Source organism: Mycobacterium conspicuum (assembly GCF_010730195.1).
Classification (GTDB): Bacteria; Actinomycetota; Actinomycetes; order Mycobacteriales; family Mycobacteriaceae; genus Mycobacterium; species Mycobacterium conspicuum.
Genome location: NZ_AP022613.1, coordinates 4,190,174 through 4,214,535, shown reverse-complemented (window position 1 = coordinate 4,214,535; position 24,362 = coordinate 4,190,174). Strand labels below are relative to the sequence as shown.

At 68.0% G+C, this 24,362-nt stretch carries 23 protein-coding genes and 1 tRNA gene; 15 read left to right on the top strand and 9 right to left on the bottom strand.

The window, feature by feature from the left end:
• Window positions 1-27: 27 nt before the first annotated feature.
• Window positions 28-513, top strand: a complete 486-nt coding sequence (locus G6N66_RS19345; protein WP_085233345.1) for an Rrf2 family transcriptional regulator — start codon at window positions 28-30, stop codon at window positions 511-513.
• On the opposite strand, the gene G6N66_RS19340 is transcribed toward G6N66_RS19345, so the two are convergent.
• On the bottom strand, window positions 510-902 hold the full coding sequence (locus tag G6N66_RS19340) for a VOC family protein (protein ID WP_085233277.1): 393 nt from the start codon (window positions 900-902) through the stop codon (window positions 510-512). The genes G6N66_RS19345 and G6N66_RS19340 overlap by 4 nt on opposite strands.
• An 85-nt stretch (window positions 903-987) precedes the next feature.
• Window positions 988-1,410 carry a VOC family protein gene (locus tag G6N66_RS19335; RefSeq protein ID WP_085233276.1) on the bottom strand — a complete coding sequence of 141 codons (423 nt, stop codon included), beginning with the start codon at window positions 1,408-1,410 and terminating at the stop codon, window positions 988-990.
• Window positions 1,411-1,624: 214 nt separating this feature from the next.
• On the opposite strand from G6N66_RS19335, the gene G6N66_RS19330 reads away from it, so the two are divergent.
• Both G6N66_RS19330 and G6N66_RS19325 read left to right on the top strand, forming a co-directional pair.
• On the top strand, window positions 1,625-1,945 hold the full coding sequence (locus G6N66_RS19330) for a hypothetical protein (protein WP_085233275.1): 321 nt from the start codon (window positions 1,625-1,627) through the stop codon (window positions 1,943-1,945).
• Window positions 1,946-2,000: 55 nt separating this feature from the next.
• The gene (locus tag G6N66_RS19325; protein WP_085233273.1) at window positions 2,001-2,879 is read left to right on the top strand and encodes an LLM class flavin-dependent oxidoreductase; all 879 of its coding nucleotides are present in this window, start codon (window positions 2,001-2,003) and stop codon (window positions 2,877-2,879) included.
• Here the strand turns inward: G6N66_RS19325 and G6N66_RS19320 are convergent.
• Window positions 2,876-4,594 carry an NAD-binding protein gene (locus G6N66_RS19320; RefSeq protein ID WP_085233271.1) on the bottom strand — a complete coding sequence of 573 codons (1,719 nt, stop codon included), beginning with the start codon at window positions 4,592-4,594 and terminating at the stop codon, window positions 2,876-2,878. The two genes, G6N66_RS19325 and G6N66_RS19320, sit on opposite strands and share 4 nt — an antisense overlap.
• On the opposite strand from G6N66_RS19320, the gene G6N66_RS19315 reads away from it, so the two are divergent.
• Entirely contained in the window at window positions 4,593-5,174 is a 582-nt protein-coding gene (locus tag G6N66_RS19315) for an NUDIX domain-containing protein (protein WP_085233269.1), read from the top strand. The two genes, G6N66_RS19320 and G6N66_RS19315, sit on opposite strands and share 2 nt — an antisense overlap.
• A 55-nt stretch (window positions 5,175-5,229) precedes the next feature.
• Here the strand turns inward: G6N66_RS19315 and G6N66_RS19310 are convergent, their stop codons facing one another.
• The 3 genes from G6N66_RS19310 to G6N66_RS19300 form a co-directional block, all read right to left on the bottom strand.
• Window positions 5,230-5,565: a DUF732 domain-containing protein gene (locus tag G6N66_RS19310; protein ID WP_085233268.1), complete on the bottom strand. Its 336-nt coding sequence runs from the start codon at window positions 5,563-5,565 to the stop codon at window positions 5,230-5,232.
• Between the two features lie 119 nt (window positions 5,566-5,684).
• Window positions 5,685-6,224 (bottom strand): TetR/AcrR family transcriptional regulator, encoded by a 540-nt coding sequence (locus G6N66_RS19305; protein WP_085233266.1) that lies wholly within the window; start codon window positions 6,222-6,224, stop codon window positions 5,685-5,687.
• 10 nt (window positions 6,225-6,234) lie between these two features.
• Window positions 6,235-7,224: an NAD-dependent epimerase/dehydratase family protein gene (locus tag G6N66_RS19300; RefSeq protein WP_085233265.1), complete on the bottom strand. Its 990-nt coding sequence runs from the start codon at window positions 7,222-7,224 to the stop codon at window positions 6,235-6,237.
• 79 nt (window positions 7,225-7,303) lie between these two features.
• Between G6N66_RS19300 and G6N66_RS19295 the strand changes: the two genes are divergently transcribed.
• The 5 genes from G6N66_RS19295 to G6N66_RS19275 all read left to right on the top strand — a co-directional run bounded on the left by G6N66_RS19295 (window position 7,304) and on the right by G6N66_RS19275 (window position 10,828).
• Complete coding sequence (locus G6N66_RS19295; protein WP_085233264.1) at window positions 7,304-8,113, top strand: SDR family NAD(P)-dependent oxidoreductase; 810 nt, start codon at window positions 7,304-7,306, stop codon at window positions 8,111-8,113.
• Window positions 8,114-8,122: 9 nt separating this feature from the next.
• Window positions 8,123-8,689: a carboxymuconolactone decarboxylase family protein gene (locus tag G6N66_RS19290; RefSeq protein WP_085233263.1), complete on the top strand. Its 567-nt coding sequence runs from the start codon at window positions 8,123-8,125 to the stop codon at window positions 8,687-8,689.
• A gap of 329 nt (window positions 8,690-9,018) precedes the next feature.
• Entirely contained in the window at window positions 9,019-9,507 is a 489-nt protein-coding gene (locus G6N66_RS19285) for a PE family protein (protein WP_085233261.1), read from the top strand.
• Between the two features lie 128 nt (window positions 9,508-9,635).
• On the top strand, window positions 9,636-10,130 hold the full coding sequence (locus G6N66_RS19280; RefSeq protein ID WP_085233259.1) for a PE family protein: 495 nt from the start codon (window positions 9,636-9,638) through the stop codon (window positions 10,128-10,130).
• A gap of 335 nt (window positions 10,131-10,465) precedes the next feature.
• Entirely contained in the window at window positions 10,466-10,828 is a 363-nt protein-coding gene (locus tag G6N66_RS19275) for a hypothetical protein (RefSeq protein ID WP_085233257.1), read from the top strand.
• Window positions 10,829-11,338: 510 nt separating this feature from the next.
• Here G6N66_RS19275 and G6N66_RS19270 read toward each other — a convergent pair.
• From G6N66_RS19270 to G6N66_RS19260, 3 genes are all read right to left on the bottom strand, one after another.
• Window positions 11,339-14,164, bottom strand: a complete 2,826-nt coding sequence (locus G6N66_RS19270; RefSeq protein WP_085233256.1) for a PE family protein — start codon at window positions 14,162-14,164, stop codon at window positions 11,339-11,341.
• Between the two features lie 733 nt (window positions 14,165-14,897).
• A complete protein-coding gene (locus tag G6N66_RS19265) occupies window positions 14,898-15,377 on the bottom strand; it encodes a hypothetical protein (protein WP_139825239.1) in 480 nt (159 codons plus the stop codon).
• 272 nt (window positions 15,378-15,649) lie between these two features.
• Window positions 15,650-15,722, bottom strand: a tRNA-Arg gene (locus tag G6N66_RS19260).
• Window positions 15,723-15,836: 114 nt separating this feature from the next.
• Between G6N66_RS19260 and argS the strand changes: the two genes are divergently transcribed.
• The 6 genes from argS (at window position 15,837) to rho (ending at window position 24,361) form a co-directional block, all read left to right on the top strand.
• The gene (argS, locus tag G6N66_RS19255; protein ID WP_085233252.1) at window positions 15,837-17,489 is read left to right on the top strand and encodes an arginine--tRNA ligase; all 1,653 of its coding nucleotides are present in this window, start codon (window positions 15,837-15,839) and stop codon (window positions 17,487-17,489) included.
• Window positions 17,486-18,904, top strand: a complete 1,419-nt coding sequence (gene lysA / locus G6N66_RS19250) for a diaminopimelate decarboxylase (protein ID WP_085233251.1) — start codon at window positions 17,486-17,488, stop codon at window positions 18,902-18,904. Before argS ends, lysA begins: the two co-directional genes overlap by 4 nt.
• 3 nt (window positions 18,905-18,907) lie before the next feature.
• Window positions 18,908-20,242 carry a homoserine dehydrogenase gene (locus G6N66_RS19245; RefSeq protein WP_085233250.1) on the top strand — a complete coding sequence of 445 codons (1,335 nt, stop codon included), beginning with the start codon at window positions 18,908-18,910 and terminating at the stop codon, window positions 20,240-20,242.
• Entirely contained in the window at window positions 20,239-21,321 is a 1,083-nt protein-coding gene (gene thrC / locus G6N66_RS19240) for a threonine synthase (protein WP_085233249.1), read from the top strand. The genes G6N66_RS19245 and thrC overlap by 4 nt, the downstream gene beginning before the upstream one ends.
• Window positions 21,321-22,274, top strand: a complete 954-nt coding sequence (thrB, locus tag G6N66_RS19235) for a homoserine kinase (protein WP_085233248.1) — start codon at window positions 21,321-21,323, stop codon at window positions 22,272-22,274. The genes thrC and thrB overlap by 1 nt, the downstream gene beginning before the upstream one ends.
• A gap of 263 nt (window positions 22,275-22,537) precedes the next feature.
• Window positions 22,538-24,361, top strand: a complete 1,824-nt coding sequence (gene rho, locus G6N66_RS19230; protein WP_085233246.1) for a transcription termination factor Rho — start codon at window positions 22,538-22,540, stop codon at window positions 24,359-24,361.
• Window position 24,362 lies beyond the last annotated feature (1 nt).

Sequence of the window (24,362 nt, the reverse complement as noted above, 5' to 3'; positions counted from 1 at the left end):
AGCGCGCTAGATGGCAGAATGCGCAGCATGCGGATGTCGGCCAAGGCGGAGTACGCCGTGCGGGCGATGGTCCAGCTCGCCACGGCTCCGGCCGGCACCTTGGTCAAGACCGACGACCTGGCGCACGCCCAGGGCATCCCGGCGCAGTTTCTCGTCGACATCCTGACCAACCTGCGCACCGATCGCCTGGTCAGAAGCCACCGCGGCCGCGAGGGCGGCTACGAGCTGGCCCGCGCGGCGACCGAGATCAGCATCGCCGACGTGCTCCGCTGCATCGATGGGCCGCTGGCCAGCGTCCGCGACATCGGGCTCGGCGACCTGCCGTATTCCGGGCCCACCGCGGCCCTGAGCGACGTGTGGCGGGCGCTGCGCGCCAGCATGCGGTCGGTGCTGGAGGAAACGACCCTGGCCGACGTCGCCTCCGGCGCGCTGCCCAAGCATGTCGCCCAGCTCGCCGGTGACTATCAGGACCAGGAGAGCGTGCGCCACGGCCCGCCCCGCGCCACCGACTAGCCCGAGCCCGAGCCGTAGGGCCGAGTGAGGATCTCCATGCCGTGCCCGGACGGATCCGGGAAATACACCCCGCGGCCGCCGTCGCGGCGGTTGATCTCGCCCGGCCGCTTGGCGCCCGGGTCCGCCCAGTGCGGCAGGCCGCGCGACTTGATCTTGTCGTAGATCGCGTCGAACTCCTCCTCGGAGACCAAAAACGCATAGTGCTGCCGCCGGATCTCCTCGCCCTCGGCGACATCGGCATAGTCGAGGCTGGCGTCGTGATCGAGCGCGACAACCATGAAGTGGCCGAACGGCTTCGGGCTCGGCAACCCGAAGAGGTCGGCGAGGAACTCCGCGGACTCCCGCTTGTCGCGTGCCGCGACAATGGTGTGGTTGAAACTGATACTCATCCTTCTCCCTTCCCCCGAGCGTCCCCATATGTACGGCGACACGCCGTGAACGCCGTCATTTTGAGGACGCTCGCGCCACCCGAAATCACTTCGGCGCCGTCAGTTCCAACGCGATGTTGTCGGGGTCGCGGAACTCCAAAATGTATGACGGCCCAATGTCTTTGATCGGTTCGTGCGCGACGCCGACCTCGTCGAGATGCGTGGCGGCGGCCTCCAACTCCTCGAGGCTGGTCAGCCGGAACGCGATGTGGTCCAGCCCGGCGCGATCCTCGTCGAAGCGGTCGGTGGCCACCGGGCGCAGCCCGAGCAGGGTGCCGCCAAGGTCGTAGATCACCCCGCCAAACAAAAAGCTGAACTGCTCGCGGGTCTTCTCGTCGGCGTTCTCGGGCAGCTCGATCAGCACCGGCCAACCGAAGACTCTCTCGTAGAACTGCCGCGATCGCTCGATGTCGGTGACGGTGAGGCGGACATGCGCAATGGACGAGCTGAGGATGCTCACCCCGTCCATGCTGCCACTCCGACGGGACCGAGTCGCCCACCTGCCAGACCCTGTTCTGAAGAAGTGACGCTGCGGGGTGTGCTGTCGGCGATGCTTGCCGCCCACGCGACGATGCAAACCCCTTGCAGCGCAGGGGATTGTGCGCGGTTACCTGGGCGGATATGGTCGAGAAACACCCGCGACAGTCGCAACCACGGAACTCCAACGAACGAGGGGGTACACCGTGAGACAACCGGAACTAACCAGCCTCATCGGCCTGCGCGACAGTGACGGCGATCAGCTACACCTCGTTCGCCTGGATCGGGCCCATGGCGCCCGCAAGTATCTGATGGCAATCGGTCAGGAGCGGGTGTTCCTGACTCCCGGCGATCTGGATCGGCTGAGCACCGTCATCCGGTGCGAAGTGGGTGGCCGGAATGACGATCTGAAGGCCGCGTTGAGGTTCCTCGCCCACACCATCTGGCTCCTGATCGTCTGCGCGGTGTTGGCGCTGCTCGCGTCCGCACTCACCGGGCCATTGTTTGCCTACCCCTGGTCGACCTGACGTCATTCGGGAGCGGTCTGACCCTGCTGCGAGAATCGCCGTCGTGCAGATAGCAATGACGATGCCGGTGATGGAACCGGATCTGGACGCGACGGTTCTGAAGACTTGGGCTCAGGCGATCGACGAGGGACCATTCTCGTCGCTGTGCTGGGGCGAGCGGATCGCCTTCGACAACCCCGACAGCCTGACGCTGCTGGGTGCGCTGTCCGCGTGGACGCACAGGGTGCGGCTGGTGACCACGGTGATCGTGCCGCAGCTGCACGACCCGACCATGCTGGCCAAGGCGCTCGCCACCGGCGACATGCTGAGCCAGGGTCGGTTGACCGTGGGCATCGGCGTCGGCGGCCGGCACGAGGACTACCACGCCGTCGGCGCCGACCTCACCACCCAGACCCGGGGCGGCCTGGCCGAACGCGTGGCACTCATGAAAAGGGTCTGGGCCGGCGAAAAGCTCACCGACTCGGTGCGCCCGGTCGGCCCGCAGCCGGTGCAGCCCGGCGGGCCGCCGCTGCTGGTCGGCAGCATCGGACCCAAATCCATCCGCGACGCCGCGGCCTGGGCCGACGGAGTCGCGGGCGCCGCGCTGGATCTCGACACCGTCAAACAGAACGAGTTGTTCGACGTGGCGCGGCACGCCTGGGCCGAGGCCGGCAAGCCCAAACCCCACCTGGCGACGTCGTTCTGGTTCGCCTTCGGGCCGCCCGAACAGGCCCGCGCCCAGGTGCATCGTCATCTGCTGCGCTACATGAACTGGATACCGGCCGAGTACGTCGACGCGATGGCGCCGACGACCGGCTGGGCCGGCACCGAAGACGACCTCAAGGCCGTGCTGCGGAAATTCGAGGACATCGGCACCGACGAAATCCAGCTCATCCCAACCAGTTCCGACCTCGACCAGGTGCGCCGCGCCGCCGACGTGGTTGGCGCGCTTTAGGCCCCGGAGGCCCCGACGGCTTCGGCCGGCTCGGGAGGCTGCCCCTTGCGCAGGGTGGCCAGCAGCTCGCGGTACGGCCCGACGACGTAGACGGTGTCACCGCCGCGCAGCCGCGCGTCGCGGCGCGGATGCAGCTGGACCGGAGCGTCCTGCCGGGTGATGGCGATGACGCGGGTTTGCGTCGACAGCTCGAACATCTGCAGCCCGTCGAGTTGGCTGCCCGCGGCCACCCGCATCGCGCCCACCATGAAGTAGCGCTGCCCCACCGAAAACGTCCCCAGCACCTGCAGGCCCATCGCGGCCCCGATGAACCAGGGCGCGGCCAATTCGACGGTCGACCGCACGTTTTCGAACCCGAACCGCTGCGCCACCGCGGCCCCCAGCGCGCGGTCGTAGACGCGCAACACCAACGGCACCTCGGGCCGGACGACCTGGGGCAGCACCCGGGGCCCCAACATCTCGCGCAGCACGATCCCGGTCTCGATGTTGACCATGTCGTCCTGGGTCAGCACCGCCACCGCGCGGGCCTGGTCGACGCGGGCCGCCTCCAGCGTCCGGCGCAGTGTCGCGTCGCCGAAGATCACCGGCACGTCGAGGTCGTCGGCCGTCGACAGGAAGCGGTTGTTCGGGTCGCGTTCGATCACCGCGACGTCGTATCCGGCGGCCGTCAGGTCGCTGACGACGCGAATGCCGAACGAGCCGAGGCCGACGACGATCACGTGGTTGCGCAGATGGCGCGCCCGCCGTCGCCCGGCCGAATAGGCGAAGCGGCGCGACAACAGCAGATCGGCGATGAAGGCCACCAGGACCGCCGTGGTGAGCACGCCGCCGAACATCAACATGATGGCGAACAGCCGCAGCCAGGTTTGCTGGTGGACGAAGCTGAAGTCGCCGTAGCCGATGGTCGCGATCGTCTCGGTGGTGAAGTACAACGCGTCGAGCCACGTCATCCCCGGTGGCCGTTGGTAGGCGAAGCGCAGCAGGACCGTCGAACCGATCAGCACCAGCAGCGCGGCGGCGATCGCGCGCAGAAACATCGGGTTGATGTCGCTGCGCAGCGTGAATGCCGAGTCGAGCACTCGCTGCGCCCACGGCCGACGGGTGCGTGTCCCGGACCGGCGCCGGACCTTGATGCCGCGGGTGGCCAACTCGTCGGCGGTGCCGATCATCGCCGCCCAGTCGCCGGGATACACCCGTAGATCCCGTCCCGGGCACGCCATCACCAGGCCGGGTTCGGGAGAGTTTTCGCCGCGAATCACCGCCACCGGCGCCAGGTCTCCGTAGATCTCCCGCAGCGTCGCCGCGCGCGGCGCCTCGGTGCCGGAGACGACGAACTCGATGCCGGCCGCCGTCAGCGGGTGCGCGGAGTCCGCCAGACACGCCTCGACGACGGACGGCGCCGTCAGGTCGGCGACGTCGAGGATGGCGCCGGGTCCATTGTCGGCGGCCACCGCGCCGCGCAGCACGTCGTTGGCCAGCCGCGCGACCACCCGCACGTCCGGGTTGGCTTTCCTTGCCAGCAAAGCGATTTCGAGGTTCGTCGCGTCGTCGTCACCAACGCAGATGACGGCAAGGGCGTGGCCGACCTCGGCGTCGGCAAGCTCGGCGGCGGTCGCGATCTCGACGATGCTCGCGCCGGCGGTCTTGAGCTCCGCGACGATCGTCGTCGCCAGCGAGTCGTCGCCGCTGACGATGATGTGCTGGTACATGCCCATGAACGTATCGCGGCGCACCGCCGCAACCCGGGATACTGGCGGGGTGCCCTATATCGAACGCGTCGCATCCCGTGAGGTCTATCGCAACGCGTGGCTGGTGCTGCGGGAAGACGAGATTCGCCGGCCGGACGGCAGTCGCGGCATCTACTCCGTGGTGGACAAGCCGACGTACGCGCTGGTGATGCCCTACGACGGGGACCGTTTCCGGCTGGTCGAGCAATACCGCTATCCGGTCGGCGCGCGACGCTGGGAGTTTCCGCAGGGCACCGGTCCGGATCGGGCCGAAGTCGAACCGCGCGAGCTGGCGGAACGCGAGCTGCGCGAGGAAACCGGGCTGCTCGCGACGTCGTTCGAGGCGCTCGGCCACGTCGACGTCGTTGCCGGCTTGCTCACCCAGCGGGGCTGGGTGTTCTTGGCCACCGGCATCGTCGAGGGAGACGCGGACCGCGAGCCCGAGGAACAGGACATGCACAGCGAGTGGTTCTCGCGCCGCGACGTCGAGCAGATGATCCGCGATGGCGTCATCGTCGATTCGCAATCGATCGCGGCCTACGGCCTGTTCCTGCTGAACGGGCGATGAGCCAAAGCCCGCAATGCGGGACCCCGGTCGGGGTCCCGCATCATGGTTTCCGCTGTTAGGTCGAGGTGACGAACTGCGGGCAGTAGGCCGACGCGGCGTCGATGGAGAACGTTTTCGCGCCCTTAGAGCTCAGGCCGGTCGCCTTGGCCACCGCGCTGATGACCGACTGGGGAGAGTTGCCCGCGTTGAGCGCGTTGCAGACGGCGTGCGCGTCGGTGATGGCGCGCGCCGCGGTCGGCGGCTGGATTCCGTCCGCCTGCAACTGGGCCAGGAAGGTGTCGTCGACCGAGGTGGCGCCGGCGGTGCCGGCCAGGCCGAGCGCGACGAGTCCGAAAGCGGCGGCGGTCAGGCTGGCGCGGGCCGCGGCGACGGTGGAACGGCGAGTGAACATTGGGGTTCTCCTTGTGCTGATCTGGGTTGTGGGTGACGCGGTTTTCGCGTTGACACCAGAATCGACACCTCGCCTTGACGGTTTCTCAATAAATTCTTGATAACGGCCGAAAGGCCCGGTCAGCGGGCCGAAAGCCCCGCGGCGGCCCGCAGCTGGCGGCGCACCGCGTCGCGGTCGTCGTCGGGAAAAATGTAGTGGCTCAACGCAGTTCGCGCGATCGCCCCGGCCAGGTCGCGGGGGTCCACCGCGGTGGCGAAGGCGTCCTCGCGGGCGCAGCGCGCCAGCACCGACGTCAACCCTTCGGTCAGCGTGGGCAGTGCTTGCGCCATCTGCTGGTGCGCGAACCCCGGTTCGAGATCGAGCAGCCGCCCGGGCGGCTGAGCCTCGACGAAAGCCGCGATGACCTCGACGGCGGCCTCCAGGCGCGCCACCCCGACGACCCCGGACGTCGCCTCGGCCATGGCCGCGGCGAGGCGCTGGCGCTCACGTTTGCCCAGCGCATCGATGAGTTCTTCCTTGGACGCGAAGTAGCGGTAGATGGTGGGCCGCGACACCCCGGACAGGGTCGCAACGTCGGACAGCGACATCCTGCGCGCGCCGGTGCGGAAGGCCAGGCGCTGGGCCGCGTCCAGGATCCGATCGCCCAAATCAATCGACATGACCGCGGCCCTACAGCCTGCCCAGTCCGCGCAGCCACGAGATCAGCAGCCGCAGCCCGTCGTCGAACGACATCGGCTGATAGCCGAGGCGCCGGGTGGTCAGGTTTTCGTTCGTTCGGGGCTTGCGCTTGCTCGTGGCCGCAGCTTTTGCGATGGCCATCAACGTGGGCCCGAATTCGGCGGTCAGCGCCTCGGGATCGGTGCGGTAGTCCAGGTCCTCGACGCGATGCTCGATCCCGGCGAGCTCGCACGCGCGGTTGATGCCGCCGGCCGTGCTGAAGCTTTCCTGCGGCTGGCCGACCAACAGGTAGCGCTCGCCGGCCAGTCCGCGGTCCAGCGCGGCGATCGAGCCCGCCGCGACGTCCTTGCCCGCGACCCAGGTCACCGGAAAAGCCAAGTAGCGCTTGATCTTTCCGCGCATGCCGGCCAGCAGCACCCGGTTGAAGCTGGTGCGGTGCAGGGCGCGGTCGACGACCGGGGCGGGACCGAAGATCGCGCCGGGGTGACACGTCAGTACGTCGTCGCCCGCCGCGGCGCGCCGATGCGCTTCGACGAACGCGGCCAGCTTGGTGACGGTGTAGGGGTCGTTGGGCGGGTGGGCCAGCACGGGCGCCTCTTCGAAGTCGACGCCGGTGCTCAGGTCGAGGAAGGTGGCCGTGCTCAGGGCGACCACCCGGCGCATGGCGTGGGCCTTGCCCGCGTCCAGGACGTTGGTGGTGCCGACCAGGTTGACGGCCTTGAAGTCCTCGAGGTCCTGGCTCGCGCCGCCCAGCAGCGCCGCGCAGTGGATCGCCGCGTCGGCGCCCTTGGCGGCGCGCAGCACGTCGTCGGCGTCGCGGATGTCGCCCTGGATGAGTTCGACCCCAATACCGGAGAGCGCCGCGGCTTCGCCCGGATCGCGGACCAGAGCCCGCACGCGGTCGCCGCGCGCGATCAGCTGCTCGCACACGTTGCCGCCGGTCTGCCCGGTCGCGCCGGTGACGAAGATCGTGCTGGGCATGTGCGTCCTCCCGTTACAGATCGAACATATTCAGTCAAGACTGTAACGCTTGACGTGCGAATGTTCTATATTGACTCCCATGGCACTCGATCCCTCCAGCGTCCTACTCACCGACCGCGTCGCGGTGGTCACCGGCGGCGGCGCGGGCATCGGCCGCGGCATCGCGGCGGGATTCAAGGCCTTCGGCGCGAAGGTGGCGATCTGGGAACGCAACCCCGAGTCGTGCGCGTCGGCCGCCGCCGAGCTCGGTGCGCTGGGCATCACGGTCGACGTCCGTGACAGCGCCGCGGTCGACGCCGCGCTGGCGCAGACCTGCGCCGAACTCGGCACGGTGACGATCCTGGTCAACAACGCCGGGGGAGTGTTCTGGTCGGGCATCCTCGACACCACCGAGAACGGGTGGGACGCGCTGTACAAGTCGAACCTGCGCCACATCTACCTGTGCACCCAGCGGGTGGCCCGCGTCCTGGTCGAGCAGAAGTTGCCGGGCAGCATCATCAGCGTCACCTCGATCGAAGGGGTGCGCGCCGCACCGGGTTACGCGACTTACGCCGCCGCCAAGGCCGGCGTCATCAACTACACCAAGACCGCCGCGCTCGAACTCGCCCCGCACGGCATCCGGGTCAACGCGCTCGCGCCCGACATCACCCTGACCGAGGGCATCATGCAGATGGCCCCGCCCGGTTCCGAGCAGCGCTTCGGCCGCACGGTGCCGATGGGCCGCGCGGGTCACGTCGACGAAATGGCCAGCGCCGCAGTGTTTCTCGCCTCGGATATGTCCAGCTACATCACCGGCCAAACCATCCACGTCGACGGCGGCACCCAGGCCGCCAGCGGGTGGTATCACCACCCGGAAACCGACGTGTACGTTCTCGGCCCGAGCAGTTAGGTTGAATCGATGCCACGTATCGCGCCAATCCCGGTGGAGCAGCTCAGTTCACGTTCCCGCGAAATCGTGGAGGCCGGCGTCGCGGCCGGGCTCTACGCAACGCCGGTACCGCTGCAGATCTTCGCCTATCGCAGCGCGCAGCTCGAGCAGGTCAACATGGCCCGCACGCACCTCGGCGCCGGCACCCTGCTCGGCGGTCGGATCTTGGAGTTGCTGCGCATCCGCAGCGCCCAACTCGGCGAATGCGCACCGTGTAGCCAGTCACGCAAGCATGATTCGATCACCGACGAGGACGTCGCCTGCCTGCTGGCGCCGGGCCACGACGCGCTGACACCGCAAGAGCGGATGGCCGTCGAATTCCTCGACCTGCTTTCCGCGGACCACCATGCGATGGACGACGAGTTCTACAAGCGCCTAGGGGAGCACTTCACCGCCGCGCAGATCATCGAGCTCGGGTTCACCTGCGCCGGGACGATGGGATTGCACCGGTTCATCCACACCCTCGACGTCTACGGCGACTCGCCGCCCGTCATCGACTACAGCGACGATCAGGTCGACCGCGCCAAGTCGGACTGAGTCCTTCGATACCGCAACGTGTTTCATCGGGCGATGCGCCGCTGCATCGGTGCGGCGACGAGATCTGCCCCGGATGGCGGAAGTAGGAGAAGGCGTCCGACGAACAGGTCCGCGCGGGGGAGGGTGCTGACGCCATCCGGCGCGGACCTGCCTGGGCCGTCGATAGTTTCGCCGCCCAGGTCGCCATCGTCACGCGCTGGCATTGGTAGCCGCTAGGGACTTTGGTCATCTGCCCGCCCGCCCGGATTTAAGTAGCCGACTACTGCATCCCGGTTTGGCGATTGGTGTGAGGCTGGGCTGCATTCCGATCAGCTAGCGGGAGAACAGATATGTCGTATGTGATCGTGGCGCCGGAGATGCTGACGGCGGCGGCGGGGGATCTGGACACCATCGGGTCTGACCTGAGCGTGGCTCGAACGGCAGCAGCGGTGCCGACCATCAACTTGGTCCCCGCGGGCGGCGATGAGGTGTCGGCCGGTATCGCGCACCTGTTCTCCCGTTATGCCGAGGACTTTCACGGGTTGGCCGGCACGGCAGCGGCGTCTCACGAGCAGTTTGCCCAGCACCTCAAGACAGGTGCGGGCTGGTATAGCGGCATCGAAAAGCTCCACACCGCGCTGTTGAGAATCAGCCTTCATTTTCACGATCGCTATTTAGAACCCTGGGTGAATTCGCTGCCGGCACCGTTACGGCGACTGTTGCAGCGCATCGATGATGCAATAACAACCACCTTCGCAATCCTCGTCGGGCTTCCGGTGATCATTGGTTTTATTGCGTTCCTCCTGTTGTTTGCATTTTTGGGGAGTATTGGGGAGTAGACCTAACCCGGCTAGGGACCATGGTCAGTCGCCCGCTCGCCCGGATTTAAGTAGCCGACTACTGCATCCCGCTCCAGCGATGGGTGTGAGGCTGGGCTGCGTTCCGATCAGCTGGTGGGAGGACGGATATGTCGTATGTGGTTGTGGCGCCGGAGATGCTGACGGCGGCGGCGGGGGATCTGGACACCATCGGGTCTGACCTGAGCATGGCCCGAACGGCAGCGGCAGTGCCGACCATCAACTTGGTCCCCGCGGCCGGCGACGAGGTGTCGGCCGGTATCGCGCACTTGTTCTCCCGTTACGCCGAGGACTTTCACGGGTTGGCCGGCAAGGCGGCGGCCTCTCACGAGCAGTTTGCGCAGCACCTGAAAACAGGCGCGGCCTGGTATACCGGCATCGAAAAGTTCCACACCACGCTGCTCAGAGCTGTGTATTCCTTTCAGGAGCACTATTTCGGACCCTGGCTGAATTCGCTGCCGCCACAGTTACAGCAGCTGGTGTGGCAAATCAATCAGTTTCTCCACAACACAGGAGACGCCCTATTCGCAATCTTCGTCGGGATTCCGGTGATTATTGGCATTATTGTGCTCCTCGTATTGGCGGAATATTTTGCGTACCTCTAACAACCGTGAACTCTGCGGCCGTTTGTCCGCGGCGACGCAACACGTAGGCGCGCCCGCCACGGGCGGGCGCGGATCGAGGTATCGCGGAAACCGTTGACCGCGTTGAGCTTTGCTCGGTTGGTGGCCACCTGATCGCCGGAACCTGACGTGGCCGCCGCCGAGTCCGACAACAACCATCACGTTCAGCTCAAAGACACGTTGCCTCGGGTGGAGCAAAGCGACGCGAACACCTGTGCCGCATCTCAGCGTTTGCTGTGGAAGCGGACATTCACTAGGCGCCCATGCGCGTAGCGGCATACGCTGCTGATCGGGGGTGGACGCACCATGGAGGCAGAATGTCCCCGACGATTCGCTTCGCTGCCGGGTTCGTTGCGTGCGTGGTCACGGTCGCGGTATCGCCGCCGGCCAACGCCGGTCCGCTAGACCCCATCCCGGGCAACGGGGTCTTCGTGGTGGGACCCGACATAGCGCCGGGCCTCTACCGCACAGCTGGGTCGGCGTCGACGTTCGGGGTGTGGATCAACAACGTGCCGACCCAAGGCTCGATGTGCGCGTGGTTTACCTACAGCACCCCCGACGCGAACAAGGATCATGTCGTCCAGACGAACATGTCGGTGGGTCCGATGTTCGCGAATATCAACACCACGATCAAAGCCTTCGAGTCGCAGAACTGCCAGCCCTGGGAGCGGGTGCCGTAACCGCGGCCAGAACCGTTCGCTCACCGTCGGATTCGGCGGTCAGCCTCGCCGCCCGGCGCGTTCGGCGAAGGCATCGAGCGCGGCGAGCGCTTCGGGCGAACGCCACACTCGGCGACTGGCGGCGGACTCCGATCGCAAGAACGCGGACGCAAACGGTACGACTCACCTCCGAGCGCAGCCTCGAAACGCGTGACTCGTTGCTGGCGTGTTCGGCGTCCGCGAACAGAGCTGCCGGCAAGTCCAGGGTCAGGTCGGCGATGCCGGCCGGCACGGCAGGGCGGTAGGCGCCGTACTTCGGCGCCGGCGCGCTTGCATATCTTCGCCCCCGTGGTTCCCAACGAACTTCCTCGTAGGTGATGGGCTAAGTGAGGTCATCGTCCTGGATCAACCTCACTTAGCCACATAAGTGAGGTAACTGGTGCGGGTGACGTCGGCTGGCACGCCCTGCATATGCAGTGATCAACGCCAACGCACAACCCGCGTTCACGCACACCTGGAAGGTGGGCCGAATCAGCCCGACTTTCCCGGCTGCCCGGTGGCGCCGTCGCCCGCGGGGCCGGTGCCGCCGTCACCGCCGGGGCCACCGCGACCGCCGGGGCCGATCAGCCCGGCGCCGCCGCCGTCGCCGCCGTTCCCGCCGTCTGCGCCGTACCCGGCCCCGGAGTTGCCGCCGTCGCCGCCGGCGCCTCCGCCGCCGCCGATGCCTAACGTGACGGCCTGGCCGCCGTCGCCTCCCGTGCCGCCGGCCCCGCCGCTGTCGCCGGTGGAAACGGTGCTGCCCGTGGCGGTCCCGGAGTTGCCGCCGGCGCCACCGGCGCCACCGTGACCGCCGGTGCCGAACGCGACGGTCCCGCCGGCCCCACCTGCGCCGCCGCCCCCACCGATGTCGCCTGTGGAGATGGTGCTGTTGGTGACGGTCCCCGCTGACCCGCCGTCACCGCCGGTGCCGCCGGCTCCGCCTTGGTAGGCCTCGATGCCGGAACCACCACTACCGCCGGCTCCGCCGTTACCGCCGCTATCGCCCGTGCCAACGATGCTGTCGGTGATGGTTCCACCGGTGCCACCGGCGCCGCCGCTGCCGCCGTGGCCGCCCACGCCGAAGACGTAGGCGCTACCGCCGCTGCCGCCGGCACCACCGTCACCACCGACGTCGCCCGCAATGACGGTGCTTGATTGGCTCACGGCCCCGCCGTCACCGCCGTTGCCGCCGGCCCCGCCGGACCCACCATTGCCGTAGACCGCCCCGCCCTCGCGGCCGTCTCCGCCTGCTCCGCCGGCTCCACCGTGGTCGCCGACGGAGACGGTGCTCGATTGGCTCACGGCCCCGCCGTCGCCGCCGTTGCCGCCGGCTCCCCCGGCCCCACCGTGGCCGAGATACCCGGCCGGCCCGCCATCCGCGCCCGCTCCACCGGTCCCGCCGTTGGCGCCGACGTTCACCGTGCTGGCGATGACGTTGCCGCCGTTGCCGCCGTCGCCGCCCGCCCCGCCGGCAGCGCCGCTGGTACGGGCAAGCCCGACGGTTCCGCCCGCTCCGCCCGCTCCGCCATTAGCGCCTGTGCCGACGATGCTGTTGGTCACAGTTCCACCGTCACCGCCGGCCCCGCCGACACCACCACGACCTCCAGGGCCGCCGGCGTTGTTACCGCCCACGCCGCCGGCACCGCCGGCACCGCCGTTATCGCCGGTGGTCAGGCTGCTGTCGGTGACCGCACCGGCGTCACCGCCCGCCCCGCCGCTACCTCCATGGGCCGGGGCACCGACATATGTTGCCGGCCCGCCGACTCCGCCCACTCCACCGGTGCCGCCGTAGTCGCCGGCAGCGACGGTGCTGCCGGTAACCGCACCGCCGTCACCACCTGCACCGCCGTTGCCTGCGCGGCCGCCGTCGCCGACGACGCCGCCGATCGCCCCGTTGCCGCCGGCCCCGCCGTCGCCGCCGACATCGCCGGTGTCGGTGATGTTTGAGCCGTTGGTGACGGCCCCGGCGGCTCCACCGGCGCCGCCCTGTCCGCCGATGCCGCCGTTGCCGATCGTCCCGCCAGAGCCGCCGGCACCACCGTCGCCGCCGGTGCCGCCGGTGTCGCCCGAGTGGACGATGCTGTTGCTGACCGCGCCCCCGTCGCCGCCGTCGCCGCCGTTACCCCCGTGGCCGCCGGTGCCCCACAGCGCGGGAACGCTGCCGGCGCCTCCGGCCCCGCCCGCGCCGCCGGTGTCGCCCGAGTAGAGGGTGCTGTCGGTGACCGTCCCGGCGTCGCCGCCGCTGCCGCCGGAACCGCCGCTGCCGCCGGTACCGATGCCGATGCCGATGCCTCCATCGCCGCCCCGCCCGCCCGCACCCCCGATGTCACCGGAGTAGACGGTGCTGCCGCCGCTGACCGCACCAGCGTCACCCCCGGCGCCGCCAGCCCCGCCGTCTCCGCCATCACCGACGATCCCAGCGGCCCTGCCGCCGGCGCCCCCGGCTCCGCCTGCCCCACCGTTGTCGCCCGAGTCGATGGTGCCGCCGTTGACCGCACCACCTTTACCGCCAGCGCCGCCGGCGCCGCCATTACCGCCGTTGCCGGCCGCCGCGCCGCCGTGACCGCCCGCTCCGCCGGCACCACCCGCTCCGCCATTACCGCCGGCAACTGTCGCGTCGGCGCCGTCCCCGCCGGCACCGCCCGCCCCGCCATTGCCGATCAATCCGGCGGCACCGCCGTCGCCGCCGGCGCCGCCTTGGCCGATCAGCCCGCCGAGACCGGCGGCCCCGCCGGCGCCACCCTTGCCGCCGTTGCCTGACAGCAACCCGCCGGCCCCACCGGCACCGCCGGCACCGCCGTTGGCGCCGGCACCGCCGGCCCCACCGTTGCCGATCAGCCCGGCGGCCCCGCCGGCGCCGCCCTGGCCGGCCGCGTCGGTCGCCCCGGCCCCGCCGTTACCGAACAGGATCCCGCCGGCGCCGCCGTTGGCCTGCGCCAAGGTGCCGCCGGACACCCCGTCGGCGCCGTTGCCGATCAGCGGTCGCCCCACCAGCGCTTGGGTGGGCGCATTAACTGCGGCGACTAGGTCCCGACCGATCGTGGCCTCGGCCGATGCGTACTGCGCGGCGCCGGCTTTCAGTGACTGCGCGAACTGGTCATGGAACGCCGTCGCGTGAGCGCTGAGCGTCTGATAGGCCCGCGCGTGTGAGCCGAACAGTTCGGCCACCGCCGCTGAGACCTCGTCGGCTGCCGCTGCGGCTACGCCTGTCGTAGGCAGTGCCGCGGCCGCGGTGGCCGCTTTGATTGCCGAACCGATATTTGCCAAATCTGTTGTGGCTGCGGCTATTACGTCCGGCGCTGCGATCACGTACGACATTCGGTACCTCCGACCGGCGGTTCACGACCCGGCGGTCGCCTGGCGCGGTCGTCGAGCCCTGTCGAAAACGATTCGAAGCGTAGCGCGATAGCGGCGACACAAACCCAAATTCGCGCATACCGGCTGCGACGATTCGTAAGCGCGTTGGTGATTTCTGCATATCGTGGCTATCGCCTCGACTAAACGGTCGGCGAGCGCGATCGCCGCGGTTTTAGGAGCGTGAATCGGATTGGGCCGGGCCAAATTTGGACGAGTGGGGTTCGTGTTTGGCGACATCGGTCACGGGCAGGTCCCATTGTCCTTAAGCCTCAATGCGACACCGGCGGCGTGACGATCCTCTTCGGTACACACCTACAACTGTCTGGGCGACTTTTCCGTGGCCGGAAGCAACGCCCGCCCAGATCGAACGTGTCGCCGAGGCCAGCAGAGACGCGCTCGCATTGCGTTTTCAGCACTGCGAAGCAGAATCGGTCGGCCTAATGGAGCTATACAAAGTTATGGATGACGGGGGATTCGTGGATCCAGCAGAAGCACACAAGCGCCTCGATGGTGCCGTCGCCGATTGTTACGGATGGCCCGCTGACGTTGCACAAGACCTGCCTGCCTTGAGCCGATTGCTGGAAGACCTAAACCGAGAGATTAGTGGCGGCGCCCGGACCTATCAGCCGGCGTGGGAAGGGCCAGAGGAAGAACAACTTCCGATAACTTGACGCGGCCATTGAGCCCCTTTGATCTACTCGCCCGAATTCGCGGGCGGGCTTGGCTGCCGTTGCTTGCTCGGTCTGCCCGGTGCTTCGTCGCCGTAATAGACGACCGTGCGCCCGCCCGACGCCATTAATAACAAGCCGAACCCGGTAAGCGCCCCGAACGGGATCCACCAAAACCAGCCGTGCTTCACAGCGAGATATGCGAGGCCCCAGCCGAGCGCGAACGTGATGCCAGCGATGATGATCATTCCCGCTACTGCGACCGGATTGATATGGCGCACCGCGCGTTGTTTGCGACGGTCCGAGTGCTGTTGGACTTCATACCTGATGAGGTCCTCCATCACCGGTTTTGCCGTTTCAGGGAGCTCTTTCAGGATCGCGGAATCACGCTCAATTTTGCGTACCAGCCTGGTATCCGACGTGGAGAAGATGCTGCTAGCGAATAGCGTCACCAAGCTCACGATCAGATTCGCACCCGCTGCCAAAAGCCCAGTTGCTCCGCTCATCAACTTGCGATTATGGCGCGGTGTTAGGCGAGAACGAAGCTTGGCGCGCCGAGTCGAATCGGACGGCCCGGTCGTCTGCGGGCCATCCGCTGGTTGGCTCACCGGCGGTCTCTGTGTCACTCGGGCAGCAGCACCCGCAAGTCGCGCGCGGGACCCCACCCGCTAGGGGAGTGCTGGTCACGGTCCTGCGGGGGACCGTGGTGCCGACGGAGCGGTGGCCAGGCGTTAGGTGCCCGTTATTTCACGCGTCCTGGACGGATCTTGGTTTGCGGTGCCCCCGGCAGGATTCGAACCTGCGGCCTTCTGCTCCGGAGGCAGACGCTCTATCCCCTGAGCTACGGGGGCGCACGAACAGACATTGCGCCGTTGGGGCCCCGATAGACTAACGCATCGTGGTGACCCCTCGGCCACCGCAATGGATTCGGGGCGGGACCACTACAGACCATAGGATGGACGCTCGTGACCCCCGCCGACCTGGCTGAGCTGCTCAAAAGCACCGCATCCGCGGTGCTGACCGAGCATGGCCTGGACGTGTCGGCGTTGCCGCCGACCGTCACGGTGGAACGCCCGCGCAACCCCGAGCACGGCGATTACGCCAGCAACCTGGCCCTGCAGCTGGGCAAGAAGGTCGGCGCAAACCCGCGTGAGCTGGCCGGATGGCTCGCCGAGGCGCTATCCCACGAAGACGGCATCGCCGCAGCAGAAGTCGCCGGGCCGGGCTTCATCAACATGCGCCTGGAAGCCTCGGCGCAGGCCACGATCGTCAACACCGTCATCGACAAGGGCGACAGCTTCGGCAACTCCGACGACCTGGCCGGGCACAAGATCAACCTCGAATTCGTCTCGGCCAACCCGACCGGCCCGATCCACATCGGCGGCACCCGCTGGGCCGCCGTCGGCGACGCCCTGGGCCGGCTGCTCACGACGCAAGGCGCCGATGTGGTGCGCGAATACTATTTCAACGACCACGGCGCCCAGATCGACCGCTTCGTCAGCTCGCTGATCGCCGCCGCCAAAGACGAGCCCGTCCCGGACGACGGCTACGCGGGTGCCTACATCATCGACATCGCCGCCCAGGTCCTCGACAAGGCGCCCGACGCGCTCAGCCTGCCCGAAAACGAGATGCGCGAGACCTTCCGCGAAATCGGTGTCGACCTGATGTTCACCCACATCAAGGAGTCGCTGCACGAGTTCGGCACCGACTTCGACGTCTACACCCACGAAGAGTCGATGCACACCAGCGGCCGCGTCGACGAGGCCATCGCCCGGCTGCGCGACACCGGCAACATCTACGAAAAGGACGGCGCAAGCTGGTTGCGCACCAGCGCTTTTGGCGACGACAAGGACCGCGTCGTGATCAAAAGCGACGGCAATCCCGCCTACATCGCCGGCGATCTCGCCTACTACCTGGACAAGCGGCAACGCGGCTTCGACCTGTGCATCTACATGCTCGGCGCCGACCACCACGGCTACATCCTGCGGCTCAAGGCCGCGGCCCAGGCCTTCGGCGACGACCCGGCACGCGTCGAGGTCCTCATCGGGCAAATGGTCAACCTGGTCCGCGACGGCCAACCGGTCCGGATGAGCAAGCGGGCCGGCACCGTGATCACGCTCGACGACCTGGTGGAGGCGATCGGAGTCGACGCCGCGCGCTACAGCCTGATCCGCTCGTCGGTGGACACCGCGATCGACATTGACCTGGCGCTGTGGTCCTCGGCGTCCAACGAAAACCCGGTCTATTACGTGCAATACGCGCACGCCCGGCTCTCGGCGCTGGCCCGCAACGCCGCCGAACTCGGCCTGATCGCCGATACCGACCACCTCGAGCTGCTCAACCACGGCAAAGAGGGCACGCTGCTGCGGACCATCGGCGAATTCCCGCGGGTGCTCAAAACCGCTGCGGCGCTACGGGAACCGCACCGCGTGTGCCGCTACCTGGAGGACCTCGCCGGTGACTACCACCGGTTCTACGACTCGTGCCGGGTTTTGCCGCAGGGCGACGAGCAGCCGACCGAGCTGCACACCGCACGCCTCGCGCTGTGTCAGGCCACGCGTCAGGTGATCGCCAACGGCCTGCAAATCCTCGGTGTCAGCGCCCCGGAGCGCATGTGAACGTCCATCCCGCCGGACCCCGGCACGCCGAAGAAGCCCGTCACGCCGAAAGCCCGCCGCGCCCGCAGTCGGCCGACGAGCTGCTACGGCTGGCGCCAAATGTCTGGCCCCGCAACACGACTCGCGACGACGACGGAGCGGCCGCCATCGCCGGGGTCAAGCTGACCGACCTCGCGCACGAGTACGGCACCCCGCTGTTCGTCGTCGACGAGGACGACTTCCGCGGCCGCTGCCGAGAGATCGCGGAGGCGTTCGGCGGTGGCGCCAACGTGCACTACGCCGCGAAGGCGTTCCTGTGCAGCGAAATAGCGCACTGGATCAACGAAGAAGGCCTCTCGCTCGACGTCTCGACCGGCGGCGAACTGACCGTCGCGCTGCACGCCGACTTCCCACCGGAGCGAATTATCTTCCACGGCAACAACAAATCGGTCGCCGAGCTGACCGCAGCGGTCAAAGCCGGAGTTGGCCACATCGTCTTAGACTCAATGATCGAGATCGAGCGCCTCGACGCCATCGCCGGCGAGGCGGGCATTGTGCAGGACGTGCTGGTGCGCCTCACCGTCGGCGTGGAGGCGCACACCCACGAATTCATCTCCACCGCACACGAAGACCAGAAATTCGGGCTGTCGGTGGCCAGCGGCGCGGCGATGGCGGCCATCCGGCGGGTGTTCGCCACCGACCACCTGCGACTGGTCGGCCTGCACAGCCACATCGGCTCGCAGATCTTCGAGGTCGACGGCTTCGAACTCGCCGCGCATCGGGTCATCGGCCTGCTCCGCGAGATCGTCGCCGAGTTCGGCCCGGAGCGGACGGCGCAGCTATCGACCGTGGATCTCGGTGGCGGACTGGGCATCTCGTACCTGGCGCCCGACGATCCGCCGCCGGTGGCCGAGCTGGCGGCCAAGTTGAGCGCCATCGTGCGCAGCGAGTCGGCGGCCGTCGGACTGCCGGCGCCGCGGCTGGCGGTCGAACCCGGCCGCGCCATCGCCGGACCCGGCACCATCACGCTCTATGAGGTGGGCACCGTGAAGGACGTCGATGTCAGTGCCGCGGCGCACCGGCGTTACGTCAGCGTGGACGGCGGCATGAGCGACAACATCCGCACCGCACTGTATGACGCGCAGTACGACGTCCGGCTGGTCTCGAGGACCAGCAGCGCACCGGCCACGGCGGCGCGTGTCGTCGGAAAGCACTGCGAGAGTGGCGATATCGTCGTGCGTGACACCTGGGTGCCCGACGACCTAAAGCCCGGTGACCTGCTCGGGGTGGCCGCCACCGGTGCCTACTGCTATTCGCTGTCGAGCCGTTACAACATGGTCGGCCGTCCCGCCGTGGTGGCGGTGCGGGCCGGGCAGGCCCGCCTGATCCTGCGCCGGGAGACGGTCGACGATCTGCTGAGTTTGGAAGTGAGGTGACCAGTGTCCCGTAACGGAGAAGCCGAAAAGGTAGTCGGCGTCGCGGTACTCGGATTGGGCAACGTCGGCAGCGAAGTCGTCCGCATCATCGAGGACAGCGCAAACGATCTCGCGGCCCGCGTCGGCGCCCCGGTGGTGCTGCGCGGCGTGGGGGTGCGCCGCGTCGCCGCCGACCGCGGGGTCCCCGTCGAACTGCTCACCGACAACATCGAAGAACTCTGCTCACGCGACGACGTCGACATCGTCGTCGAGGTGATGGGGCCGGTCGAACCGTCCCGCAAGGCGATCTTGTGCGCGCTCGAGCACGGTAAATCCGTGGTGACAGCGAACAAGGCGCTGTTGTCCACGTCCACCGGCGAATTGGCCCAGGCGGCCGAAAACGCGCATGTGGACCTGTATTTCGAGGCGGCGGTGGCGGGCGCCATCCCGGTCATCCGGCCGCTGACCCAGTCGCTGGCCGGCGACACGGTGCTGCGGGTGGCCGGCATCGTCAACGGCACCACCAACTACATCCTGTCCGAGATGGACAACACCGGAGCCAGCTACGACGCGGCCCTGGCCGACGCCAGCGCCCTGGGCTATGCCGAGGCCGACCCCACCGCCGACGTCGAGGGCTATGACGCCGCGGCCAAGGCCGCGATCCTGGCCTCGATCGCCTTCCACACCCGGGTGACCGCCGATGACGTCCACCGCGAGGGCATCACCAAGGTCACTCCCGCCGACTTCGCGACGGCACGGGCCCTGGGCTGCACCATCAAGTTGCTGTCCATCTGCGAGCGGATCACCAGCGACGATGGCCGCCAACGGGTTTCGGCCCGCGTCTACCCGGCGCTGGTTCCCCTGTCGCATCCGCTGGCCACGGTCAACGGAGCCTTCAACGCCGTGGTGGTCGAGGCCGAAGCGGCCGGGCGGCTGATGTTCTACGGTCAGGGGGCCGGGGGGGCGCCCACCGCCTCGGCGGTCACCGGCGACCTGGTGATGGCCGCGCGCAACCGGGTGCTGGGCAGCCGCGGACCGAAAGAGTCCAGGTACGCCCAACTTCCCGTCGCACCAATGGGTTTCATCTCCACCCGCTACTACGTCAGCATGAACGTTGCCGACACGCCGGGCGTATTGTCCTCGGTGGCAGCGGAATTCGCCAAGCGCGAGGTCAGCATCGCCGAGGTCCGCCAGGAGGGCGTGGTGGACGAGGGCGGCCGGCGGGTCGGCGCCCGCGTCGTGGTGGTCACGCACCACGCCACCGACGCGGCACTGTCCGAAACCGTGGAAGCGCTCGCCGACCTGGACGTCGTGCACGATGTCGCAAGCGTGCTGCGCCTGGAAGGAACCGACGAATGAGCGTTCCGCGCACGGCCATTCACCAACCGTGGCCGGGGGTGATCGCGGCGTATCGCGATCGCCTACCGGTGGCCGCGGACTGGACGCCGATCACCCTGCAGGAGGGCGGCACCCCGCTGATCCCGGCGGCCAGGCTCTCCGAACAGACCGGCTGCACGGTGTACCTCAAGGTCGAGGGCCTCAACCCCACCGGCTCGTTCAAGGACCGCGGCATGACGATGGCGGTCACCGACGCGGTGGCGCGCGGCCAACAGGCCGTGTTGTGCGCCTCCACCGGAAACACCTCGGCGTCGGCGGCGGCCTACGCGGCGCGCGCCGGCATCACCTGCGCGGTCCTCATCCCGCAGGGCAAGATCGCGATGGGCAAGCTCGCGCAGGCGGTCATGCACGGCGCCAAGGTCATCCAGATCGACGGCAACTTCGACGACTGCCTGGAACTGGCCCGCAAGATGGCGAACGATTTCCCGACGATCTCGTTGGTCAACTCGGTCAACCCGGTGCGCATCGAGGGCCAGAAGACGGCGGCCTTCGAGATCGTCGACGCGCTGGGCGCCGCGCCGGACATCCACGCCCTTCCGGTCGGCAACGCGGGCAACATCACCGCGTATTGGAAGGGATACACCGAGTATCACCAGGACGGCGTGATCGACAAGCTGCCCCGGATGCTGGGCACCCAGGCCGCCGGCGCGGCGCCCCTGGTGCACGGCGAACCGGTGCGCAACCCCGAGACCATCGCCACCGCGATCCGCATCGGCTCGCCGGCGTCGTGGACGGCGGCCGTCAACGCGCAGCAGCAGTCCAACGGGCGGTTTTTGGCCGCCACCGACGAGGAGATCCTGGCGGCCTACCACCTGGTGGCCAGCTCCGAGGGCGTCTTCGTCGAGCCCGCCTCGGCCGCCAGCATCGCCGGCCTGCTCAAGTCCATCGAAGACGGCTGGGTGGAGCGCGGGTCGACGGTGGTGTGCACCGTGACCGGCAACGGCCTCAAGGATCCCGATACGGCGCTGCGGGACATGCCGCAGGTGTCCGCGCTGCCGGTGGACCCGGTGCTCGTGGTCGAGAAGCTAGGGCTGGTGTAGTGGCAATCGCGCTTCCCGCGGGCCTCATCACCACCGCCGTGGTGTCGGCGTCGAGCGCCAACCTCGGTCCGGGATTCGACAGCCTCGGTTTGGCGCTGAACCTGTGCGACGAGATCGTCGTCGAGACAACGGAATCCGGCTTGCAGGTGGTGGTCGACGGCGAAAGCGCCGACGAGGTGCCGCGGGGCCCGAGCCACCTGGTGGTGCGCGCCGTCCAGCATGGATTGCAGGCGGCCGGGTTCAGCGCCGGTGGTCTGGTCGTGCGCTGCCGCAACGTCATTCCGCATTCCCGCGGTCTTGGGTCCTCCGCGGCGGCTGTGGTCGGCGGCCTGGGGGCAGCCAACGGCCTTGTCGCGCAAATGGATTCAGGAGATTCCAGACCGCTCAGTCAAGCTCAACTGATCCAGTTGTCGTCGGAGTTTGAGGGTCATCCCGACAACGCAGCGGCGGCCGTGTTGGGCGGCGCCGTGGTGTCGTGGATCGACCGAAGCGGCGAGCGGCCCGGCTATTCGGCGGTGCCGCTGCGGCTGCATCCCGATATCCGGATTTTCCTCGCGATCCCCGAAGAGCGCTCCCTGACCGCCGAGACCCGGGGGCTGCTGCCCGACCAGGTCAGCCACTCCGAGGCGCGGTTCAACGTCAGCCGCACCGCACTGCTGGTGGTGGCACTCACCGAACGACCCGACCTGTTGATGGCCGCCACCGAAGATGCGCTTCATCAACCGCAACGCGCCGCGGTGATGCCGGCTTCGGCGGAATACCTGCGGGTCCTGCGGCGTTGTGGCGTGTCAGCGACGCTTTCCGGGGCAGGTCCCTCGGTGATCGCACTGACGACGGAGCCGGAGTTGCCGCGCGAAGCGCTGGAGTACGGTCCCGCAAACGGATTCAGCATTACCGAGATGGCCGCCGGCGACGCGGTTCGCTGGAGCCCGGGAGTCACAGTTCCCGGCTGATCGGCAACGTTTGCAGGAGGGGTTGCTTGCTTCCGACCCAGAAGCGGGCTATCCTCGGACCCGTCCAGCAATCGCAGCATCTGCATCTGCATAAATACTGCCTTGACGCTAGGACGACTACCAAATTCTTCTCGTGAACGAGGTTCGCCGTTTGACCGCCGATCCCGGCGATCATCGTTGCAGAGTCGATTGGGCACTCGGCGAATTGGCTGAATGCAAATAACCCCCTGTCTGACTGATCAGCAGGGGAAGAAAGGAAATCCGTGACTGATACGGACCTCAACGTCATCACGGCTGGCGAAAGTACCGACGGCAATCAGCGGTCGGACGCCGTGACCACGAACAATCAAGACGCCCAATCCTCGGCTTCTAACGACAAAGGCGCCGACAAGGGTTCGCTGTCCACCATGGTGCTGCCCGAACTGCGTGCCTTGGCCAATCGGGCCGGTGTCAAGGGCACGTCGGGCATGCGTAAGAACGAACTCATCGCCGCGATCCAGGAAACCAGGGGACAGGGACAGGCCAACGGCGCGGCCACCCCCCAGGAAAACCACAAAGATTCCAGCGAATCCACCCCCGCGCCAAGCCCTGAAGCGGCTGCGCCGCAAGGGGACCAGCCCGATTCGGCGAATTCCGGGGGCTCGGAGAACCGCCGCGAGCGGCGCGGTGCCTCCCGTGAATCGGGCGCGGCCACCCGGCCCGACGAGGACACGTCCACCCAGCAGGACAGCAAGCGCGAACCTGACCGCGGCGGCGACCAGAGCGGCGACCAGCAAGGCTCGGGCGGCCAGCAGCGTCGCGACTCCAATCAGAACCAGAACCAAAACCAGCAAGACGACGACGGCGAAGGCCGTCAAGGCCGGCGCGGCCGGCGCTTCCGTGACCGCAGGCGCCGCGGCGAACGCACCGGCGAGGGTGGCGACACCGAACTGCGCGAGGACGACGTCGTCCAGCCGGTGGCCGGCATCCTCGACGTCCTCGACAACTACGCCTTCGTGCGCACCTCCGGCTACCTGGCCGGCCCGCACGACGTCTACGTCTCGATGAACATGGTCCGCAAGAACGGCCTGCGCCGCGGCGACGCGGTGACCGGTGCGGTTCGCGTGCCCAAGGAGGGCGAGCAGCCCAACCAGCGGCAGAAGTTCAACCCGCTGGTGCGTCTGGACAGCGTCAACGGCGGATCGGTCGAGGACGCCAAGAAGCGGCCCGACTTCACCAAATTGACGCCGTTATACCCCAACCAGCGGCTGCGGCTGGAAACCACGCCGGACCGGCTGACCACCCGGGTCATCGACCTGATCATGCCGATCGGCAAGGGCCAGCGTGCGCTGATCGTGTCGCCGCCCAAGGCCGGCAAGACGACGATCCTGCAGGACATCGCCAACGCGATCACCAAGAACAATCCGGAATGCCACCTCATGGTCGTGCTCGTCGACGAGCGCCCTGAAGAGGTCACCGACATGCAGCGTTCGGTCAAGGGCGAGGTCATCGCCTCCACCTTCGACCGGCCGCCGTCGGACCACACCCAGGCCGCCGAGCTGGCCATCGAGCGCGCGAAGCGGCTCGTGGAGCAGGGCAAGGACGTCGTGGTGCTGCTCGACTCGATCACCCGCCTCGGGCGCGCCTACAACAACGCGTCGCCCGCGTCGGGTCGCATCCTGTCCGGCGGTGTCGACTCCACCGCGCTGTACCCGCCCAAGCGGTTCCTGGGTGCGGCCCGCAACATCGAGGAGGGCGGATCGCTGACGATCATCGCCACCGCGATGGTCGAGACCGGCTCCACCGGTGACACGGTGATCTTCGAGGAGTTCAAGGGCACCGGCAACGCCGAGCTCAAGCTCGACCGCAAGATCTCCGAGCGCCGGGTCTTCCCCGCCGTCGACGTGAACCCGTCCGGCACCCGCAAGGACGAGCTGCTGCTCTCGCCCGACGAGTTCGGCATCGTGCACAAGCTGCGCCGCGTGCTTTCCGGCCTGGATTCGCATCAGGCCATCGACCTGCTGATGAGCCAGCTTCGCAAGACCAAGACCAACTACGAATTCCTGGTCCAGGTGTCCAAGACGACGCCGGGCATGGATAACGACTAGC

Bases quoted from the DNA above. Each gene is read 5' to 3' on its own strand.
- G6N66_RS19345 (WP_085233345.1), top strand. From the start codon at position 28: ATGCGGATGTCGGCCAAGGCGGAGTACGCCGTGCGGGCGATGGTCCAG.
- G6N66_RS19340 (WP_085233277.1), bottom strand. From the start codon at position 902: ATGAGTATCAGTTTCAACCACACCATTGTCGCGGCACGCGACAAGCGG.
- G6N66_RS19335 (WP_085233276.1), bottom strand. From the start codon at position 1,410: ATGGACGGGGTGAGCATCCTCAGCTCGTCCATTGCGCATGTCCGCCTC.
- G6N66_RS19325 (WP_085233273.1), top strand. From the start codon at position 2,001: ATGACGATGCCGGTGATGGAACCGGATCTGGACGCGACGGTTCTGAAG.
- G6N66_RS19315 (WP_085233269.1), top strand. From the start codon at position 4,593: ATGAACGTATCGCGGCGCACCGCCGCAACCCGGGATACTGGCGGGGTG.
- G6N66_RS19320 (WP_085233271.1), bottom strand. From the start codon at position 4,594: ATGGGCATGTACCAGCACATCATCGTCAGCGGCGACGACTCGCTGGCG.
- G6N66_RS19310 (WP_085233268.1), bottom strand. From the start codon at position 5,565: ATGTTCACTCGCCGTTCCACCGTCGCCGCGGCCCGCGCCAGCCTGACC.
- G6N66_RS19305 (WP_085233266.1), bottom strand. From the start codon at position 6,224: ATGTCGATTGATTTGGGCGATCGGATCCTGGACGCGGCCCAGCGCCTG.
- G6N66_RS19300 (WP_085233265.1), bottom strand. From the start codon at position 7,224: ATGCCCAGCACGATCTTCGTCACCGGCGCGACCGGGCAGACCGGCGGC.
- G6N66_RS19295 (WP_085233264.1), top strand. From the start codon at position 7,304: ATGGCACTCGATCCCTCCAGCGTCCTACTCACCGACCGCGTCGCGGTG.
- G6N66_RS19290 (WP_085233263.1), top strand. From the start codon at position 8,123: ATGCCACGTATCGCGCCAATCCCGGTGGAGCAGCTCAGTTCACGTTCC.
- G6N66_RS19285 (WP_085233261.1), top strand. From the start codon at position 9,019: ATGTCGTATGTGATCGTGGCGCCGGAGATGCTGACGGCGGCGGCGGGG.
- G6N66_RS19280 (WP_085233259.1), top strand. From the start codon at position 9,636: ATGTCGTATGTGGTTGTGGCGCCGGAGATGCTGACGGCGGCGGCGGGG.
- G6N66_RS19275 (WP_085233257.1), top strand. From the start codon at position 10,466: ATGTCCCCGACGATTCGCTTCGCTGCCGGGTTCGTTGCGTGCGTGGTC.
- G6N66_RS19270 (WP_085233256.1), bottom strand. From the start codon at position 14,164: ATGTCGTACGTGATCGCAGCGCCGGACGTAATAGCCGCAGCCACAACA.
- G6N66_RS19265 (WP_139825239.1), bottom strand. From the start codon at position 15,377: ATGAGCGGAGCAACTGGGCTTTTGGCAGCGGGTGCGAATCTGATCGTG.
- thrC (WP_085233249.1), top strand. From the start codon at position 20,239: ATGAGCGTTCCGCGCACGGCCATTCACCAACCGTGGCCGGGGGTGATC.